General features: G+C 70.9%; 14 protein-coding genes, 2 pseudogenes and 1 riboswitch. Of the genes and pseudogenes, 8 read left to right on the forward strand and 8 right to left on the reverse strand.

From position 1 onward, the window contains the following. Window positions 1-37: 37 nt before the first annotated feature. A complete protein-coding gene (locus OG352_RS19290; RefSeq protein WP_329218477.1) occupies window positions 38-748 on the reverse strand; it encodes a copper homeostasis protein CutC in 711 nt (236 codons plus the stop codon). A gap of 159 nt (window positions 749-907) precedes the next feature. On the opposite strand from OG352_RS19290, the gene OG352_RS19295 reads away from it, so the two are divergent. Further along, complete coding sequence (locus OG352_RS19295) at window positions 908-1,552, forward strand: HD domain-containing protein (RefSeq protein WP_329218478.1); 645 nt, start codon at window positions 908-910, stop codon at window positions 1,550-1,552. Between the two features lie 20 nt (window positions 1,553-1,572). Continuing rightward, window positions 1,573-2,061 (forward strand): annotated as a pseudogene (locus OG352_RS19300) (GNAT family N-acetyltransferase); the annotation flags it as partial. Between the two features lie 2 nt (window positions 2,062-2,063). On the opposite strand, the gene OG352_RS19305 reads toward OG352_RS19300, so the two are convergent. After that, entirely contained in the window at window positions 2,064-2,348 is a 285-nt protein-coding gene (locus OG352_RS19305) for a DUF4031 domain-containing protein (protein ID WP_329218479.1), read from the reverse strand. 7 nt (window positions 2,349-2,355) lie between these two features. Next, on the reverse strand, window positions 2,356-2,769 hold the full coding sequence (locus OG352_RS19310; RefSeq protein ID WP_329218481.1) for a hypothetical protein: 414 nt from the start codon (window positions 2,767-2,769) through the stop codon (window positions 2,356-2,358). Between the two features lie 94 nt (window positions 2,770-2,863). Between OG352_RS19310 and murQ the strand changes: the two genes are divergently transcribed. From murQ to OG352_RS19325, 3 genes and pseudogenes are all read left to right on the forward strand, one after another. Beyond that, window positions 2,864-3,799, forward strand: coding sequence for an N-acetylmuramic acid 6-phosphate etherase (murQ, locus tag OG352_RS19315; protein WP_329218482.1), 936 nt, complete (start codon window positions 2,864-2,866; stop codon window positions 3,797-3,799). A 16-nt stretch (window positions 3,800-3,815) separates the two neighbouring features. Then, a pseudogene (locus OG352_RS19320) lies at window positions 3,816-5,281 on the forward strand (PTS transporter subunit EIIC). A 171-nt stretch (window positions 5,282-5,452) separates the two neighbouring features. Beyond that, window positions 5,453-6,025 carry a hypothetical protein gene (locus OG352_RS19325; RefSeq protein WP_329218483.1) on the forward strand — a complete coding sequence of 191 codons (573 nt, stop codon included), beginning with the start codon at window positions 5,453-5,455 and terminating at the stop codon, window positions 6,023-6,025. Between the two features lie 53 nt (window positions 6,026-6,078). On the opposite strand, the gene OG352_RS19330 is transcribed toward OG352_RS19325, so the two are convergent. Next, window positions 6,079-7,215, reverse strand: coding sequence for an NADH:flavin oxidoreductase (locus tag OG352_RS19330; protein WP_329218484.1), 1,137 nt, complete (start codon window positions 7,213-7,215; stop codon window positions 6,079-6,081). 475 nt (window positions 7,216-7,690) lie between these two features. On the opposite strand from OG352_RS19330, the gene OG352_RS19335 reads away from it, so the two are divergent. Continuing rightward, the gene (locus OG352_RS19335; RefSeq protein ID WP_329223886.1) at window positions 7,691-8,578 is read left to right on the forward strand and encodes a hypothetical protein; all 888 of its coding nucleotides are present in this window, start codon (window positions 7,691-7,693) and stop codon (window positions 8,576-8,578) included. Between the two features lie 123 nt (window positions 8,579-8,701). On the opposite strand, the gene groL is transcribed toward OG352_RS19335, so the two are convergent. From groL to thrC, 4 genes are all read right to left on the reverse strand, one after another. Then, on the reverse strand, window positions 8,702-10,324 hold the full coding sequence (gene groL / locus OG352_RS19340; RefSeq protein WP_329218485.1) for a chaperonin GroEL: 1,623 nt from the start codon (window positions 10,322-10,324) through the stop codon (window positions 8,702-8,704). Between the two features lie 394 nt (window positions 10,325-10,718). After that, window positions 10,719-10,925, reverse strand: coding sequence for a cold-shock protein (locus OG352_RS19345; protein ID WP_007493268.1), 207 nt, complete (start codon window positions 10,923-10,925; stop codon window positions 10,719-10,721). A gap of 463 nt (window positions 10,926-11,388) precedes the next feature. After that, complete coding sequence (locus tag OG352_RS19350; protein ID WP_329218486.1) at window positions 11,389-11,664, reverse strand: MoaD/ThiS family protein; 276 nt, start codon at window positions 11,662-11,664, stop codon at window positions 11,389-11,391. A 118-nt stretch (window positions 11,665-11,782) separates the two neighbouring features. Beyond that, entirely contained in the window at window positions 11,783-13,072 is a 1,290-nt protein-coding gene (gene thrC, locus OG352_RS19355; RefSeq protein ID WP_329218487.1) for a threonine synthase, read from the reverse strand. Between the two features lie 18 nt (window positions 13,073-13,090). After that, a riboswitch (SAM riboswitch) is annotated at window positions 13,091-13,238 on the reverse strand. Window positions 13,239-13,413: 175 nt separating this feature from the next. On the opposite strand from thrC, the gene OG352_RS19360 reads away from it, so the two are divergent. Together OG352_RS19360 and OG352_RS19365 are read left to right on the forward strand one after the other, a co-directional pair. After that, a complete protein-coding gene (locus tag OG352_RS19360) occupies window positions 13,414-14,358 on the forward strand; it encodes a glucosyl-3-phosphoglycerate synthase (protein ID WP_329218488.1) in 945 nt (314 codons plus the stop codon). A 108-nt stretch (window positions 14,359-14,466) separates the two neighbouring features. After that, window positions 14,467-15,894, forward strand: coding sequence for an alpha,alpha-trehalose-phosphate synthase (UDP-forming) (locus OG352_RS19365; protein WP_329218489.1), 1,428 nt, complete (start codon window positions 14,467-14,469; stop codon window positions 15,892-15,894). The last annotated feature ends 3 nt before the right edge of the window (window positions 15,895-15,897 follow it).

Here is a 15,897-nt window from a genome sequence, read left to right on the forward strand (position 1 = left end):
ACCACTCACCGCCGGGCGTGAGAGCCGCCACGGGCACCTACCCCCCGTCCACCGCCCGCCGCCACTCCCGTACCGCTTCCACCGACACCGGGCCGGTCCAGCCCTCCGGGCGGGCCGCGCCGCCGATGTGGAAGGCGTCGATGCCGGCTGCTCGGAGGGGCGGGACGTGGGCGAGGCGGAGGCCTCCGCCGACGAGGAGTTGCTGTTCGTAGCCCTGTTCGCCGTGGCGGGCCGCTTCCGTCAGGAGGGTGGGGAGGCCGGTGTCGACGCCTGCCGCCGAACCGGCCGTGAGGTAGGTGTCCAGTCCGGGCAGGCCGTCCAGTTGCTTGCGCAGGGTGTCGCGGTCGGCGGCGTGGTCGAGGGCGCGGTGGAAGGTCCAGCGGCAGCCGTCCAGCTCGGCGACGATCCGTTCCACCGCCGCCAGGTCCACCCCGCCCTCCGCGTCCAGGAACCCGAGCACGAACCCCTCCGCGCCCGCCGACCGCAGCTCGCGGGTGACCCGGACGAGGCGGTCGAGGCAGTCGGGGTCCTCGGCGGCTCCCGCCGCGAAGCCCTCGGACAGTCGCAGCATCACGCGCAGGGAGAGGTCGACGGCGGCCCGGATCCGGGCGAAGGCCGCGACCGGCGGGGTGAGCCCGTCGGCGGCCATGTCGGTGACCAGTTCGAGGCGGTCCGCGCCTCCGGCCTGGGCGGCGACCGCGTCCTCGACGTCGAGGGCGATCACCTCCAGAACTGCACGCTTGCTCATGGGACCCCATTCATCGACATTCGCCGCCAGGCGGCTGTTCAGCACAGGTCTAGTCCAATTAAAAGAATACGCCTCGGTCCGCGCCTCCCGGATCACCCCGACCCACCCCGGATCACCCCGGCCCACCCCAGCTCCCCCCTCCCGCGCGACAATGAAGACATGGCCGATCTCGACGCCCTCCGCACCCGCTTCAGTCACGCCCTGGAGAGAGCCCGGTCCCCCGTCGGCGGCCCCGACCCCGTGCCGTACGCCGACAACCTCCTCGCCCGCTGGCAGGAGCCGCAGCGCCGCTATCACACGCTCACGCACCTCACCGCCGTCCTCGACCGCGTCGACGAGCTCGAGGCGCACGCCGACGACCCCGACGTCGTCCGGCTGGCCGCCTGGTTCCACGACGCCGTCTACCTCCCCGACCGCTCCGAGAACGAGGAGCGGTCCGCCCGGCTCGCCGAGCGCGCGCTGCCCGAGGCGGGGGTGTCGCGGGAGCGGACCGCCGAGGTCGCGCGGCTCGTCCGGCTCACCGTCACCCACGACCCGGCCGACGGCGACCCCGACGGCCAGGTCCTGTGCGACGCCGACCTGGCGATCCTCGCCGCGCCGCCGTCCGCGTACGCCGCCTACACCGCCGCCGTACGCGAGGAGTACCACTTCGTCCCCAGCGACGCCTTCCGCGCCGGCCGGTCGGCCGTCCTGCGCCAACTCCTCGACCTGCCCCGGCTGTTCAGGACGCCGTACGGCAGCGAGCGGTGGGAGGAGACGGCCCGCTACAACCTGCGCGGCGAACTGGAGCTGCTGGCCTCGTGATCACCCCGCCACCCCCGCGCATCCCCGCCGACCGCCTCACCCTCGAAGGCGTCACCCCGCCCGCCGCCGCCGGACTGCGCGCGGGCGGCGGCGGAGGGTTCGAGTGGCTCGGGGGCGGACCCTACGAGGGCACGCGGGACGCCGCCGGGATGCTGGTGAAGGCGTACGTGAACGGCGTGCACCGGCCCGAGTTCGGCCTCTACGTCCTCGTACGGCACGAGGACGGCCGGGCCGTCGGCAGCATGGGCTTCCACGCGGCTCCCGACGAGGACGGCCGCACGGAGATCGGCTACGACCTGGTCGAGGCCGCCCGCGGCCACGGCTACGCCACCGAGGCACTGCGCGCGCTGGCCGCCTGGGCGCTGGCGCGCGGCGACGTACGACGCCTGTTCGCGGTCGTCGAACACGCCAACACGGCCTCCCGGGCCGTACTGGAGCGGGTCGGGTTCGTCCGGGTCGCCGACGGTGAGGACGACGGCGGGGCAGAGGACGCGTACCAGCTCACCTGAACTCAGGGCGTGCTCTGCGCCGCCTCGCCGCCGCCCTTGCGTCTGCGCAGGCCGGACGTCGTCAGCAGCCGGATCACCTCACGGCTGCTCACCTCGACCGCGCCGGCGGCCACCACCTCGGCGTAACGATGGGACGGGATGTCGTAGTGGTCGCGTTCGAAGGCGCGTCGGGGGATGCCCGACTCGTCGGCGAACGCGTGCAGTTCGGCGTACGAGACGTCGCTGACGAGGTGGGACCACATACGGCCGTGGCCCGGCCAGTCCGGCGGGTCGATGTAGACGGTCACGAGAGCCTCACGAGGACGACGCGCCTCCCATGGCCGACCCCGGCGACCCCACCGAACCCAGGGAGCCGACCGACGCGACCTTGACGCCCGCCTTGTGGCACACCCAGTGCGGGTCCGGGCCGAGTTCGGGCTCGACGTCGAGGGCGTGCGGGTCGCCGGAGCCGCAGACCGGGCACAGGGGCCAGCGGCCGTGACGTTCGAGGATCGCGTCCTGCACGTCCTGCGCGACCAGCCCCGCCACGTACTCCGCGCCCTCCGGCCACTGCTCGACCCACCAGCGGCGCTGCACGACGGAGTCCTCGACCATCGACACGACGTCCGCCGCGGCGACCTCGCCCGAGGCCAGATCGGCGAGGACCAGGGCGCGTGCCGCGTGCAACGCCTGTTCCAGGGGGCTGATGGGGTCACCGGTGGGGTCCATCCCTCTATTGTGCGCACGCCTGGCCCCCTCCCCGAACGGAAAATACGTTTCATGGGTAGCTGCACCTGACCCTCGCCGGAAAGAGTCAACGCCGATGACCTCCCGCAACCCCCTCGCCCAGCTCAATGCCCAGCTCGATTCGCTGACCACCGAAGCGTTCCGCCCCGAGCTCGCCGGGATCGACCTGCTCCCCACCCTCGACATCGCCCGGCTCATGAACGCGGAGGACTCCGCCGTTCCCGCCGCCGTCGCCGCGCAGCTTCCTCGGATCGGTGCCGTCATCGACGCCGTCGCCGCGCGGATGGCGCGCGGGGGGCGGCTGGTGTACGCCGGTGCCGGTACCGCCGGGCGGCTCGGGGTGCTGGACTCGTCCGAGTGCCCGCCGACCTTCGACACGGCCCCCGGGCAGGTCGTCGGGCTGATCGCGGGCGGGCCGGCGGCGATGGTCACGTCCGTCGAGGGCGCCGAGGACTCCCGGGAGCTGGCAGAGGCGGATCTCGCCGCCCTCTCCCTCACCCAGGACGACACCGTGGTCGGCGTCTCCGCCTCCGGTCGCACCCCGTACGCGATCGGCGCCGTGGCGTACGCGCGGGCGCGGGGTGCCCTGACCGTCGGGCTGGCCTGCAACGCGGGCAGCGAGCTGGCCGCCGCCGCCGAGCACGGGATCGAGGTGGTCGTGGGTCCCGAGCTGCTCACCGGCTCCACCCGGCTGAAGGCGGGCACGGCACAGAAACTGGTCCTCAACATGATCTCGACGATCACGATGATCCGGCTGGGCAAGACGTACGGGAACCTGATGGTCGACGTCCGCGCCTCGAACGAGAAGCTGCGCGCCCGCTCGCGGCGGATCGTGGCGCTGGCGACCGGCGCGGACGACAAGGACGTCGAGGCGGCTCTCGCGGCCGGCGACGGCGAGGTGAAGAACGCGATCCTGGTGCTGCTGGCCGGGGTGGACGGGCCGACGGCCGCCCGCCTTCTGGAGGAGTCCGGGGGACATCTGCGCGCCGCGCTCGCCTCCGCCGACGGATGAGCCGCACGCTCGGGGGGTGCGTACCGACTCCTCCTCCACAGCCGCCGCGATCCTGCCCCTGGTCGGCGGCCCCGCGAACGTCACCTCCGTCGCCCACTGCATGACCCGGCTGCGGCTGGTCCTCACCGATCCGTCCCGGGCGGACGAGGCGGCGCTGCGGGCGCTGCCCGGGGTGCTGGGGGTCGTCGTGGCCGACGACGCGTACCAGGTGGTCCTCGGACCGGGCGTCGTGACGACGGTGACGGCCGAGTTCGAGAAGCTGCTCGCCCACCGCCGCCCCTCGACCCCCGACAAACCGACCGACGAACCGACCGGTGGACTGGCCGACAGACCAGCCGATGGACCAGTCGCTGAACTGGCCGATGAACTGGGCGTGCACGGCGCCGAGTTGAGGGCGGCGCGGCGGCGGCGCAACGCGACCCCGCTGAAGACCGCCCTGCGCCGCGTCGCCGCCGTCTTCGTCCCGCTCATCCCCGCCCTGATCGGCTGCGGAATCCTCGCCGGCCTCAACGGGCTTCTCCTCAACGCCGGTTGGCTGCCGGGGCTGACGCCCGCGCTGGCCGCCGTCGCCTCCGCCTTCATGTCGCTGATCGCCGTGTTCGTCGGCTATCAGACGGCGAAGGAGTTCGGCGGGACACCGATCCTGGGCGGCGCGGTCGCGGCGATCGTCGTCTACCCGGGGGTCGCGAAGGTGACGGCGTTCGGGGTGACGCTCGCCCCGGCCAGGGCGGGGTCCTCGGCGCGCTGGCCGCCGCGCTGCTCGCGACGTACGTCGAGAAGTGGTGCCGCGGCCGGGTCCCGGAGAGCCTGGACGTGCTCCTCACCCCCACCCTGACGGTCCTCGTCGCCGGCCTCGGCACGCTGTACGGCCTGATGTACGCGGCCGGCGCGGTCTCCTCGGCCATCGGCACGGCCGCGAACTGGCTGCTCACGACCACCGGCCCCTTCGCGGGCCTCGTCCTCGGCGGCCTGTTCCTGCCCCTGGTGACGCTCGGCCTGCACCAGGCCCTCATCCCCATCCACACCACCCTCATCGAGCAGCAGGGCTACACGGTCCTCCTGCCCGTCCTGGCGATGGCGGGCGCGGGCCAGGTCGGCGCGGCGCTGGCGGTGTACGTCCGCCTGCGCCACGACACCTCGATCCGTACGACGATCAGATCGGCGCTCCCGGCCGGCCTGCTGGGCGTCGGCGAACCCCTCGTCTACGGCGTCTCCCTCCCCCTCGGCCGCCCCTTCCTCACCGCCTGTGCGGGCGGCGCGGCCGGCGGCGCCTTCGTCGGCTTCTTCGCGATGCTCGGCGACAAGGTGGGCGCGACGGCCATCGGCCCGTCCGGCTGGGCCCTGTTCCCCCTGCTCGCGGGCAGCCGGGGGCTGGGCATGACGGCGGCGATCTACGCGGGCGGGCTGCTGACGGGCTACACGGTCGGCTTCGCGGCGACCTACGCCTTCGCCGGCCCACTGACCGCCCGGCGCGGCTCGTAGGAACACCGCGTACACCGCCGCTCACCCCCGGGCCCCAGGGACGATGCTGCCGGCGAACCCCCGGGCGACAGGGTCCCAGTTCCACGAATGTGACACTCCCGGGGGAAGGTGTCACATTCGCGGCGACAGCACCCCCCGCCGCACGACCGGCTCCCCCCTACCCTTGAACCCATGAACCACGCCCAGCTCACCGCTCTCGGTCGTGCGCTCCGGCTGCTCGGGGAGCACGGCGACGCCCTGACCGCCGACACGCCCGACACCCGGCTGCACGAGGTCAAGGCCGACCTGAAGCGGGCCCTGGAGCTGCTGGACGACGGCGTCGTCGGCGCCGTGCCCACCACCCGCTGCGCCGAGCACCCGCACGGCCCGGTCGACAAGTCCGCGCCCGACCTGTGCCTGCTGTGCGAGACGCGCCGCCGGTCGGCCCTGCGCGCCGAGTTCAACGGCCCCGCCCCGCAGGCGCCGTACACCCCGACCCCCTCCATCTCCCGTTACGGCACCCGCGCCGACCGCCCGCAGCCCCAGCAGCGCTGGCTGCCGGAGCTGTGGAACGGCCAGGAGTGGCACCTCTGCGGAACCCCGAGGCGCGACCGGCGCGAGGCCGAGCTGTACATCACCGCCCTGCGCCGCGGCTCCCGGCCGGCGATGGCCTACCGGCTCGTGCACGAGTTCACCGACTACGAGGTGCTGCGCATCTGGGGCACCCCGGTGAAGGTCGACATCGAGCCCCTCGGCAACCTCTAGAACACCTCGCGGAGCGATCTCCCGGACCATACCCGGCAGTTGACGCCCAACCCCTAGCTGAGGGTCTTCAGCGCGGCGGCGTCGTAGGGCGCCAGCTCGTCGAGGCGACCGCCGAGGACCTTGGCGGCCCACTCCGGGTCCTGGAGCAGCGCACGCCCGACGGCCACCATGTCGAACTCGTCGCGCTCCAGCCGGTCGAGGAGGTCGTCGATGCCCTTGACCGGGGAGCCCTCGCCCGCGAAGCCGCCGATGAAGTCGCCGTCGAGGCCGACCGAGCCGACGGTGATGGTGGGCTTGCCGGTGAGCTTCTTCGTCCAGCCCGCGAGGTTGAGGTCGGAGCCGTCGAACTCGGGGAGCCAGTAGCGGCGGGTGGAGGCGTGGAAGGCGTCGACACCGGCGGCGGCGAGCGGGGCGAGGATGGCCTCCAGCTCCTCCGGGGTCTCGGCGAGCCGCACGTCGTACGCCTCCTGCTTCCACTGCGAGTAGCGGAAGATGATCGGGAACTCGGCCGAGACGGTCTCGCGGACGGCCGCGACGATCTCGGCGGCGAACTTCGCACGGGCCACGGGGTCGCCGCCGTAGGCGTCGGTGCGGCGGTTGGTGCCGGCCCACAGGAACTGGTCGAGCAGGTAGCCGTGCGCGCCGTGGATCTCCACACCGTCGAATCCGATGCGCTCGGCGGCCGCGGCCGCCTGCGCGAACGCGCCGATGACGTCGTCCAGGTCGCGCTGGGTCATCGCCTTGCCGGCGCCTTCGGTGCCGTCGAGACGCACCCCGGAAGGCCCGACGGCGGGCGCGTCGGCGAACGGCGGCTCACCCTGGTTGCGCACCATCCCGATGTGCCACAGCTGCGGCACGATCGTCCCGCCGCCCGCGTGCACGGCCTCGGCGACCTTCGCCCAGCCCGCCAACTGCTCCTCACCGTGGAACCTCGGCACCCGGTCGCTCTGCCCGGCGGAGTCGTGCCCGACGTACGTCCCCTCGGTGACGATGAGCCCGACACCGGCGGCGGCGCGCCGCGCGTAGTACGACACGACGTCCTCACCGGGAATCCCGTCCGGCGAGAACATACGCGTCATCGGCGCCATCGCTATCCGGTTCGGAACGGTCAGCCCGTTGATGGACACCGGCCGGGAAAGAATCTCGGCGGCACGGGAGGGGGCGGGGGCCGCGGAGGGGGTGGCAGTCACGACAAGGGCTCCTCTGAGAGGTCGGTCAGACGTCGAGCAGTCTTCGGATGGTCTTCAGGCATCGGACAGTCATACGTCCCGCACGGTATGTGCACACGCATCGACCGCCACCAACAGCAACCGCTCCACCCGCCACCGGCATTCCGCCGCCCCGCCGGAACCCCCTGTGATCCGGAACACGCCGGCCGGGCCAGGCCGGGCCGGTCGGGCCCGAAGCTCAAGCGGCGAGCTCCGAGCCCTCTTTGCGTGGAATGGGTGGAGGGCCTCAACCCACCCACCCACCCTGCGATTTGACGCGCGGCGACCGACTTGCCACGGACAGTCACCGGGCTCTAGCCTGCGCACAACGAACAGCCCCCGTCAGGTGCTACCAACACCTGCGGGGGCTTGACCAACAAGATCGAATGAGAGTCGATCCGTGGCTGACGCCAAGCTTAATCACGCCGCCCTGCCCGCGCACGCATCCCCGCACCCGATGGCCAGTCCGGGGTACGGCAAGCGCTCCGCGCCCGGCGAACTTCCCCGCGCGAACCACGACTTCGCGCACCTCCCGCCCCGCGAAGCGGCCGTCGCGGCGTACATCGACCGGCTCCCGGGCGGCACCGACATCTCCGTGAAGACGCTGGCCAAGACGCTCCCGTACGGCCAGTGCGCGCTGCGGACGGCCCTCAACAACCTCCAGCGGACAGGTCACTTGAGGCGCGGTCGCGAACGCGTCGAGACCGAGTCGGGCAGCTCGCACTGGGTCACCCGAACGTGGTTCACCCGTACCGCGCGCGACGACGACTGGTGGGCCACGTTCATCCGCGGCGACCTGCCGGAGTCGGAGCGGTCGGCGGAACCGCCTCGCCCCACCCGCTCCCGCGCCCACATCCTGCTCGCAGCCCTCGGCCGCACGGCCCCCGCCCTGTCCCTGTCCGCCGCCGACTGCACGCGGCTCGCCCCGCTGGTGGAGGAGTGGTTCGCGCGAGGGGCCACCGAGGAAACCCTCCTCACCGCCCTCACCGCCGGCCTGCCCACCCCGATCCACAGCCCGGCGGCCCTGCTCCAGCGCCGCCTGGCGGACAAGATCCCGCCAGAACCGCCCGCCCCACGCCCGCCCGCCCCACACACGCCCGGCCCACGTCCGCCCGGCCGGATGCTGGAGTGCGCGAAGTGCGGAATCCCCGGCCGCACCGAAGCGCTGCCGGGCGGCTTCTGCGGCGCGTGCCGCGGCGAACACGCGCCCGCCTCCTCCGACGCGCCCCTCCCCGCGTCGGCCATCCGCGCCCACGCGGCCGGGATCCGTGCAGCGATGGACCGGCGAGCACCAGAAAGGACACTCACCCTCGACACCGAAAAGCTGAAGGACTACGCCGACTGACCCGGATGCCCCGGACCCGCACGCCGGGACAAGTCCCGGAAACGCCCGAGGGCGGCACCCCCGTCGGAACTGGGGTGCCGCCCTCGGTCGTGTACCGCGATGAACCGCCGATCCTCGAGGGGATCAGAAGTCCATGTCACCGCCCGGCATGCCGCCGCCGGCCGGGGCCGAGGACTTCTCCGGCTTGTCGGCGATGACGGCCTCGGTGGTGAGGAACAGCGCGGCGATGGAGGCGGCGTTCTGCAGCGCAGAGCGGGTCACCTTCGCCGGGTCGATGATGCCCTCGGCGATCATGTCCACGTACTCACCGGTGGCGGCGTTGAGGCCGTGACCGATGGGCAGGTTGCGGACCTTCTCGACGACGACGCCACCCTCGAGACCACCGTTGACGGCGATCTGCTTCAGCGGGGCCTCGAGCGCGATGCGCACGGCGTTGGCGCCGGTCGCCTCGTCACCCTCGAGGTCCAGCTTCTCGAAGACGGAGGACGCCTGGATGAGCGCCACGCCACCACCGGCGACGATGCCCTCCTCGACGGCGGCCTTCGCGTTGCGGACGGCGTCCTCGATGCGGTGCTTGCGCTCCTTGAGCTCCACCTCGGTGGCGGCGCCGGCCTTGATGACCGCGACACCGCCGGCGAGCTTCGCCAGGCGCTCCTGCAGCTTCTCGCGGTCGTAGTCCGAGTCGCTGTTCTCGATCTCGGCACGGATCTGGTTGACCCGCCCGGCGACCTGGTCCGACGAGCCGGAGCCGTCGACGATGGTCGTCTCGTCCTTGGTGATGACGACCTTGCGGGCCTTGCCCAGCAGGTCCAGGGAGGTGTTCTCGAGCTTGAGACCGACCTCCTCGGAGATGACCTCGCCACCGGTGAGGATGGCGATGTCGTTCAGCATCGCCTTGCGGCGGTCGCCGAAGCCCGGGGCCTTGACCGCGACGGACTTGAAGGTGCCGCGGATCTTGTTGACGACCAGCGTCGACAGAGCCTCGCCCTCGACGTCCTCGGCGATGATCAGCAGCGGCTTGCCCGACTGCATGACCTTCTCCAGGAGCGGGAGCAGGTCCTTGACGTTGGCGATCTTCGAGTTGGCGATCAGGATGTACGGGTCGTCGAGGACGGACTCCATACGCTCCATGTCGGTGGCGAAGTACGCCGAGATGTAGCCCTTGTCGAAGCGCATACCCTCGGTGAGTTCCAGCTCCAGACCGAAGGTCTGGGACTCCTCGACGGTGATGACGCCTTCCTTGCCGACCTTGTCCATCGCCTCGGCGATGAGCTCGCCGATCTGGGTGTCGGCGGCGGAGATGGAGGCCGTGGAAGCGATCTGCTCCTTGGTCTCGACATCCTTCGCCTGCTCCAGCAGGGCACCGGAGACGGCCTCGACGGCCTTCTCGATACCGCGCTTGAGAGCCATCGGGTTGGCGCCGGCGGCTACGTTGCGCAGGCCTTCCCTGACGAGCGCCTGGGCGAGGACGGTCGCCGTGGTCGTACCGTCGCCGGCGACGTCGTCCGTCTTCTTGGCGACTTCCTTGACCAGCTCGGCGCCGATCTTCTCGTACGGGTCCTCGAGCTCGATCTCCTTGGCGATGGAAACACCATCGTTGGTGATCGTGGGGGCGCCCCACTTCTTCTCGAGGACGACATTGCGGCCCTTGGGGCCGAGCGTCACCTTCACGGCGTCCGCGAGCTGGTTCATGCCGCGCTCGAGGCCGCGCCGTGCCTCCTCGTCGAACGCGATGATCTTGGCCATGTGAAGTGGTCCTCCCGGACTGGGGTGGATTGCTCCGGACCGTGCTGGCGCCCGCGACGGACGGCTCGCCGGCCTCGTGGTTCCTTGCCCCACCTGGCCTGCGGGCCTCACCGACCCGATCCTCGTTGTCACTCTCACCTGCAGAGTGCTAACGCCAATGATTAGCACTCGACCATGCCGAGTGCAAGCGGCTCGAGGCAATCCGCAGGTGAACAACGGTCCCGGCAAGGGTCCCGACAACAGTCCCGGCAAGGGGCCCGGCCGGGGCTTGGAGACGACCGCCCCGGGCACGACTGAAGGGCCCGTACCCCGGGAGGTACGAACCCTTCAGCGATATGCGGACGTACAGACATGCGGACGTACAGAAGAACGACGCTGTCAGTCGGCGCGTGCTTCAGCCGGTCGCAAGACGGACCATGTCCGCCTGCGGCCCCTTTTGGCCTTGCGAGATCTCGAAATCGACCCGCTGACCCTCTTCCAGGGTGCGGTAGCCGTCCATCTGAATCGCGCTGTAGTGGACGAATACATCCGCACCACCGTCGACCGCGATGAAGCCGTACCCCTTCTCCGCGTTGAACCACTTGACGGTGCCCTGAGCCATGCCTAACTCCCCTATTACTGGCCCTTGCACAGATCCGCACTTCGCGGATCCGGGTCAGACCTCACCCCCCACACGATTGGGGGCGTGCGCCGGAACGCGTCGACCGCGGCCGAATGTATCTGTCCAACTGCCCTCTGCAACAGGTCACTTGGACGAGAATTCTGGACGTGCGAGATCCGGAATGTGGCGAGAATTCGCCAGAACTCAGGGCAAGTCGGGCCCCGCAAAAGCCACAAAAGCCACGAATGAGGCGCGCACTTTGGCTGCTTCTCATCGGGCGGTGGGCAGAAACAAAAGGCTCCGGATCTCTTGATCCCGACCCGGTTCCCCAACTGTACCGCGCTCAACCACACTGAATTGCCCCCTCCGCTTCTATCGCGGAGAGGGCAATTCGATGAACTCTCGGTAATCGCTGTTACCGACGGTTACTACCGGCGGGTACTGACCGACGGTCAGTGACCATTCAGCCGCCGGCGACAGCCGGGATGATCGAAACGCCGGCGCCGTCCGGAGTCGCCGTGTCGAGCCCCTGCTCGAAGCGGACGTCGTCGTCGTTCACGTACACGTTGACGAACCGCCGCAGCTTGCCCTGGTCGTCCAGGACCCGGGCGGCGATCCCGGTGTGGTTCTTCTCCAGATCGGAGATGACCTCACCGAGGGTCCCCCCTTCGGCCGACACCTCAGCCGCGCCGCCGGTGTAGGTGCGGAGGATGGTCGGGATGCGGACAGTAACGCTCATTGCTGAGACCTCCGGTCAGGGAAACGCACCTAGGGGCGCGGGACTGGGTGGAATCTGCGGCTACCGCCGCGTGGGCGCGACAAGCCCTCACCGGCCCGCAGACGAACAACGACGACTGCTACACGAGCCCGGCTTCGCGGAACGACTCCAGGTTGGGACGGATGGTCGCCGTGAGCCCGGTCCCGGCCACCGCGTCGAGCGTCTTGAGACCGTCACCGGTGTTCAGGACGACCGTCGTGAGCGTCGGATCCAGCAACCCGCTCTCGATCAACTTCCGCGTCACGCCGACGGTCACCCCACCCGCCGTCTCCGCGAAGATGCCCTCGGTCCGGGCGAGCAGCCCGATCGCGTCGACGACCTGTTCGTCGGTCACGTCCTCCACCGCCCCGCCCGTCCGCCGCGCGATGTCGAGGACGTACGGCCCGTCCGCCGGGTTGCCGATGGCCAGCGACTTGGCGATGGTGTTCGGCTTCTGGGGGCGTACGACGTCGTGGCCCGCCTTGTACGCGGCGGACACCGGCGAACACCCTTCCGCCTGCGCGCCGAAGATCTTGTACGGCCTGTCCTCGACGAGCCCGAGCTTGATCAGCTCCTGCAAGCCCTTGTCGATCTTCGTGAGCTGCGAACCGGAGGCGATGGGGACGACGAGCTGGTCGGGGATCCGCCATCCCAACTGCTCGCAGATCTCGTACGCCAGCGTCTTCGAACCCTCGGCGTAGTACGGCCGCAGGTTGACGTTGACGAAGCCCCAGCCCTCGCCGACCGGGTCGCCGATGAGCTCGGAGCAGAAGCGGTTGACGTCGTCGTAGTTGCCCTCGATGCCGACGAGGTCGCCGCCGTAGATCGCGGCCATGACGATCTTGCCCTGCTCCAGGTCGTGCGGGATGAATACGCAGGAGCGGAAGCCGGCGCGGGCAGCGGCGGCGCCCACCGCGCCCGCGAGGTTGCCGGTGGAGGAGCAGGAGAGGGTGGTGAAGCGGAAGGCGCGCGCGGCCTCGATGGCCTGGGCGACGACGCGGTCCTTGAAGGAGTGCGTCGGGTTGCCGGAGTCGTCCTTGACGAAGAGCTTGCCGGCGTCGACGCCCAGCTCGCGGGCGAGGTTGTCGGTCTGGACGAGCTTGGTCCAGCCCGGGTTGATGTTCGGCTTCTCCGCCACGTCGGCCGGGACGGGCAGGAGGGGCGCGTAGCGCCAGATGTTCGCGGGGCCCGCCTCGATGCGCTTGCGCAGCTCCTCCGTGTCGTAGGAGGAGAAGTCGTAGGCGATCTCGAGGGGGCCGAAACACTCTTCGCAGGCGAAGACCGGGCCGAGGGGCACGCGGTGACCGCACTCGCGGCAGCTCAGCGCGGCGGCGGGGCCGAGGTCGACGGGCGTGGGTTCGGTGGTGCTTCCAACAGTCTGCGCAGCCATGTGAGGCGAGGCCCTTTCTCCTCATCTTCCTCACGACGCATCTCGCCGTGAGACGGATTTGGCACCTTCCCGAGCCGGGAGCCTCGCCGCGCGAACGCGGACAAGACCGGCTGGAGGGTTGCCGGGGCTTCATCGGGCCGTATCCCTCTGCCCCTCTGGATGAGCGGTATGAAGTTGTGAACGACGGCGACCTCGGACATCGGACATGCGATGGTCATCCGCGTTGTTCAAGACTGTAACCGAAGGCCAGGACAGTTGAGATAGTCGTCCGAACCGCGAGATGGATCACACGGTCACCTGCCGTGCACCTGCTGTGATCACGACGTGAGGAGCCGCTGACCGTGCTGGAAGAAGTCGAACGCTGGCTGGCCGCCCGCTCCTGGTCCGTGACCGATCGCCCACTGCACCGGATCATGGCCGCGAAGCGCGCCACGAACCAGTCGGTGTCCGTGGTCCTGCCCGCGCTGAACGAGGAGGCGACGGTCGGTGACATCGTCGCCGTGATCCGTCACGACCTCATGCACCAGGTTCCGCTGGTCGACGAGATCGTCGTCGTCGACTCGGGATCGACCGACCGTACGGCGGAGGTCGCGGCGGCGGCCGGCGCGCGTGTCGTGCACCGGGACGCGATCCTGCCCCGGATCCCGGCCGTGCCCGGCAAGGGCGAGGTGCTGTGGCGGTCGCTGCTGGTCACCACCGGGGACATCGTCTGTTTCATCGACGCCGACCTGAGGGAGTTCTCCTCCGACTTCGTCTCGGGGATCGTCGGCCCGCTGCTCACCGACCCGGGCGTGGACCTGGTCAAGGGCATGTACGACCGTCCGCTGGGCGGTGCGGCCGGTCAGGGCGGGCGGGTCACCGAGCTGATGGCCCGGCCGCTGCTCAACATGCACTGGCCGCAACTGGCCGGGTTCGTGCAGCCGCTCGGCGGCGAGTACGCGGCCCGCCGCAGCCTGCTGGAGCAGTTGCCCTTCCCCGTCGGGTACGGCGTGGAGCTGGGCATGCTGGTCGACGCGCTGCACCTGGTGGGGCTCGACGCCCTCGCCCAGGTGGACGTCGGGGTGCGCAAGCACCGGCACCAGGACGGCCAGGCGCTGGGCCGGATGGCGGCGACGATCTACCGCACCGCGCAGCTCCGGCTGGCCCGCGGGCACATGATCCGTCCGGCCCTCACCCAGTTCGAGCGCAGCGCGGACGGCTTCGCGCCGCGCACGTACTCCGTGGACACCGAGGAACGGCCGCCGATGGCGGAGATCACGGAGTACGCGACCCGCAAGGTCGCCTGAAATGTCACACATGACCCCTCATCTGTAACACTGTGCGGGGCTGTATACAGCCCCGCACAGTGCGCGACCGTACGTTTGAGCGGTTCCCGACCGGGCTAGGTTGGGCGTATGGCTTCCACGCACGAAACTGCTGCTCGGGGTGGAGAGGTGCTGGTCGCGTCCAACCGCGGTCCGGTCTCCTACGAGGTGCGCGAGGACGGCGCGCTGCACGCGAAACGCGGGGGCGGCGGGCTGGTCTCCGGCCTGTCGGCCATCGGCCCCGACGTGGGCGCCCTCTGGGTGTGCGCGGCGCTCTCCGACGGCGACCGGGAGGCGGTCCGGCGCGGGGTCGGCGAGGACGGCGTACGCATGCTGCCCATCCCGGCCGGCGTGCACGCCGACGCGTACAACGGCATCGCCAACTCCGTCCTCTGGTTCATCCACCACCTCCTCTACCAGACCCCTCTGGAGCCGGTCTTCGACGCGGAGTTCCGCCGCCAGTGGGCGTCGTACGAGGCCTACAACCGGGCGTTCGCCGAGGCGCTGGCTCAGGAGGCGGCGGACGGGGCGGCCGTCCTCGTCCAGGACTACCACCTGTGCCTGGTCCCCGGGATGCTCCGCGAACTCCGCCCCGACCTGCGCATCGGCCACTTCTCGCACACCCCGTGGGCGCCGCCGGACTACTTCGCGCTGCTCCCCCAGGACATCCGCGAACAGTTGCTGGACGGCATGCTCGGCGCGGACCGCCTGGGCTTCCTCACCCGGCGCTGGGCGGACGCGTTCACCGCGTGCTGCACGGAGTTCGTGGGCGGCCCGGGGAAGACGCGGGTCGGCGTGCACGGTCTCGGCGCCGACGCCGACTTCCTGCGCGAGCGCTCGCACCGGCCGGACGTCGACGAGCGCATGGCGGATCTCCGTACGCAGATCGGCGAAGGCGAGGACGGCGAGGGGCGGAAGGCCATCGTCCGTGTCGACCGCACCGAGCTGTCCAAGAACATCGTGCGCGGGCTGCTGGCGTACCGGCAGCTTCTCGACGACCACGAGGAGTGGCGCGAGCGGGTCGTCCACGTGGCGTTCGCCTACCCCTCCCGCCAGGATCTCGCGGTCTACCGCGACTACATGGCGGAGGTGCGACGCCTGGCGGAGGAGATCAACTCGGCCTACGGCACCCCCGGTTGGACCCCGGTCCTGCTGAACCTGGAGGACGACTTCGCCCGCTCCCTCGCCGCCTACCGCCTCGCCGACGTGGCCCTGGTCAACCCCATCCGGGACGGCATGAACCTGGTCGCCAAGGAGGTCCCGGTCGTGTCCGACGAGGGCTGCGCGCTGGTCCTGTCCCGGGAGGCGGGGGCGTACTGGGAGCTGGGCGACGACGCGATCGTCGTCAACCCGTACGACGTCCTGGAGACCGCCCGGGCCCTGCACGAGGGCCTGACCATGAAGCCGGCCGAGCGCGCCGAGCGCACGAAACGCCTCGCCGCGGCGGCGACCGCGCTCCCCCCGGCCCAGTGGTTCCTTGAGCAGCTGACCGCCCTACGGGAGATTCAGCCGAGCTGAGCG

The sequence above is a fragment of the Streptomyces sp. NBC_01485 genome (genome assembly GCF_036227125.1).
In the GTDB taxonomy this organism is placed as follows: domain Bacteria; phylum Actinomycetota; class Actinomycetes; order Streptomycetales; family Streptomycetaceae; genus Streptomyces.

What these genes read in the sequence shown, in the direction of transcription:
- groL (WP_329218485.1), bottom strand. Translation starts at nt 10,324, where the DNA reads ATGGCCAAGATCATCGCGTTCGACGAGGAGGCACGGCGCGGCCTCGAG.
- OG352_RS19335 (WP_329223886.1), top strand. Translation starts at nt 7,691, where the DNA reads ATGGCCAGTCCGGGGTACGGCAAGCGCTCCGCGCCCGGCGAACTTCCC.
- OG352_RS19350 (WP_329218486.1), bottom strand. Translation starts at nt 11,664, where the DNA reads ATGAGCGTTACTGTCCGCATCCCGACCATCCTCCGCACCTACACCGGC.
- murQ (WP_329218482.1), top strand. Translation starts at nt 2,864, where the DNA reads ATGACCTCCCGCAACCCCCTCGCCCAGCTCAATGCCCAGCTCGATTCG.
- OG352_RS19295 (WP_329218478.1), top strand. Translation starts at nt 908, where the DNA reads ATGGCCGATCTCGACGCCCTCCGCACCCGCTTCAGTCACGCCCTGGAG.
- OG352_RS19290 (WP_329218477.1), bottom strand. Translation starts at nt 748, where the DNA reads ATGAGCAAGCGTGCAGTTCTGGAGGTGATCGCCCTCGACGTCGAGGAC.
- OG352_RS19325 (WP_329218483.1), top strand. Translation starts at nt 5,453, where the DNA reads ATGAACCACGCCCAGCTCACCGCTCTCGGTCGTGCGCTCCGGCTGCTC.
- OG352_RS19365 (WP_329218489.1), top strand. Translation starts at nt 14,467, where the DNA reads ATGGCTTCCACGCACGAAACTGCTGCTCGGGGTGGAGAGGTGCTGGTC.
- OG352_RS19345 (WP_007493268.1), bottom strand. Translation starts at nt 10,925, where the DNA reads ATGGCTCAGGGCACCGTCAAGTGGTTCAACGCGGAGAAGGGGTACGGC.
- thrC (WP_329218487.1), bottom strand. Translation starts at nt 13,072, where the DNA reads ATGGCTGCGCAGACTGTTGGAAGCACCACCGAACCCACGCCCGTCGAC.
- OG352_RS19310 (WP_329218481.1), bottom strand. Translation starts at nt 2,769, where the DNA reads ATGGACCCCACCGGTGACCCCATCAGCCCCCTGGAACAGGCGTTGCAC.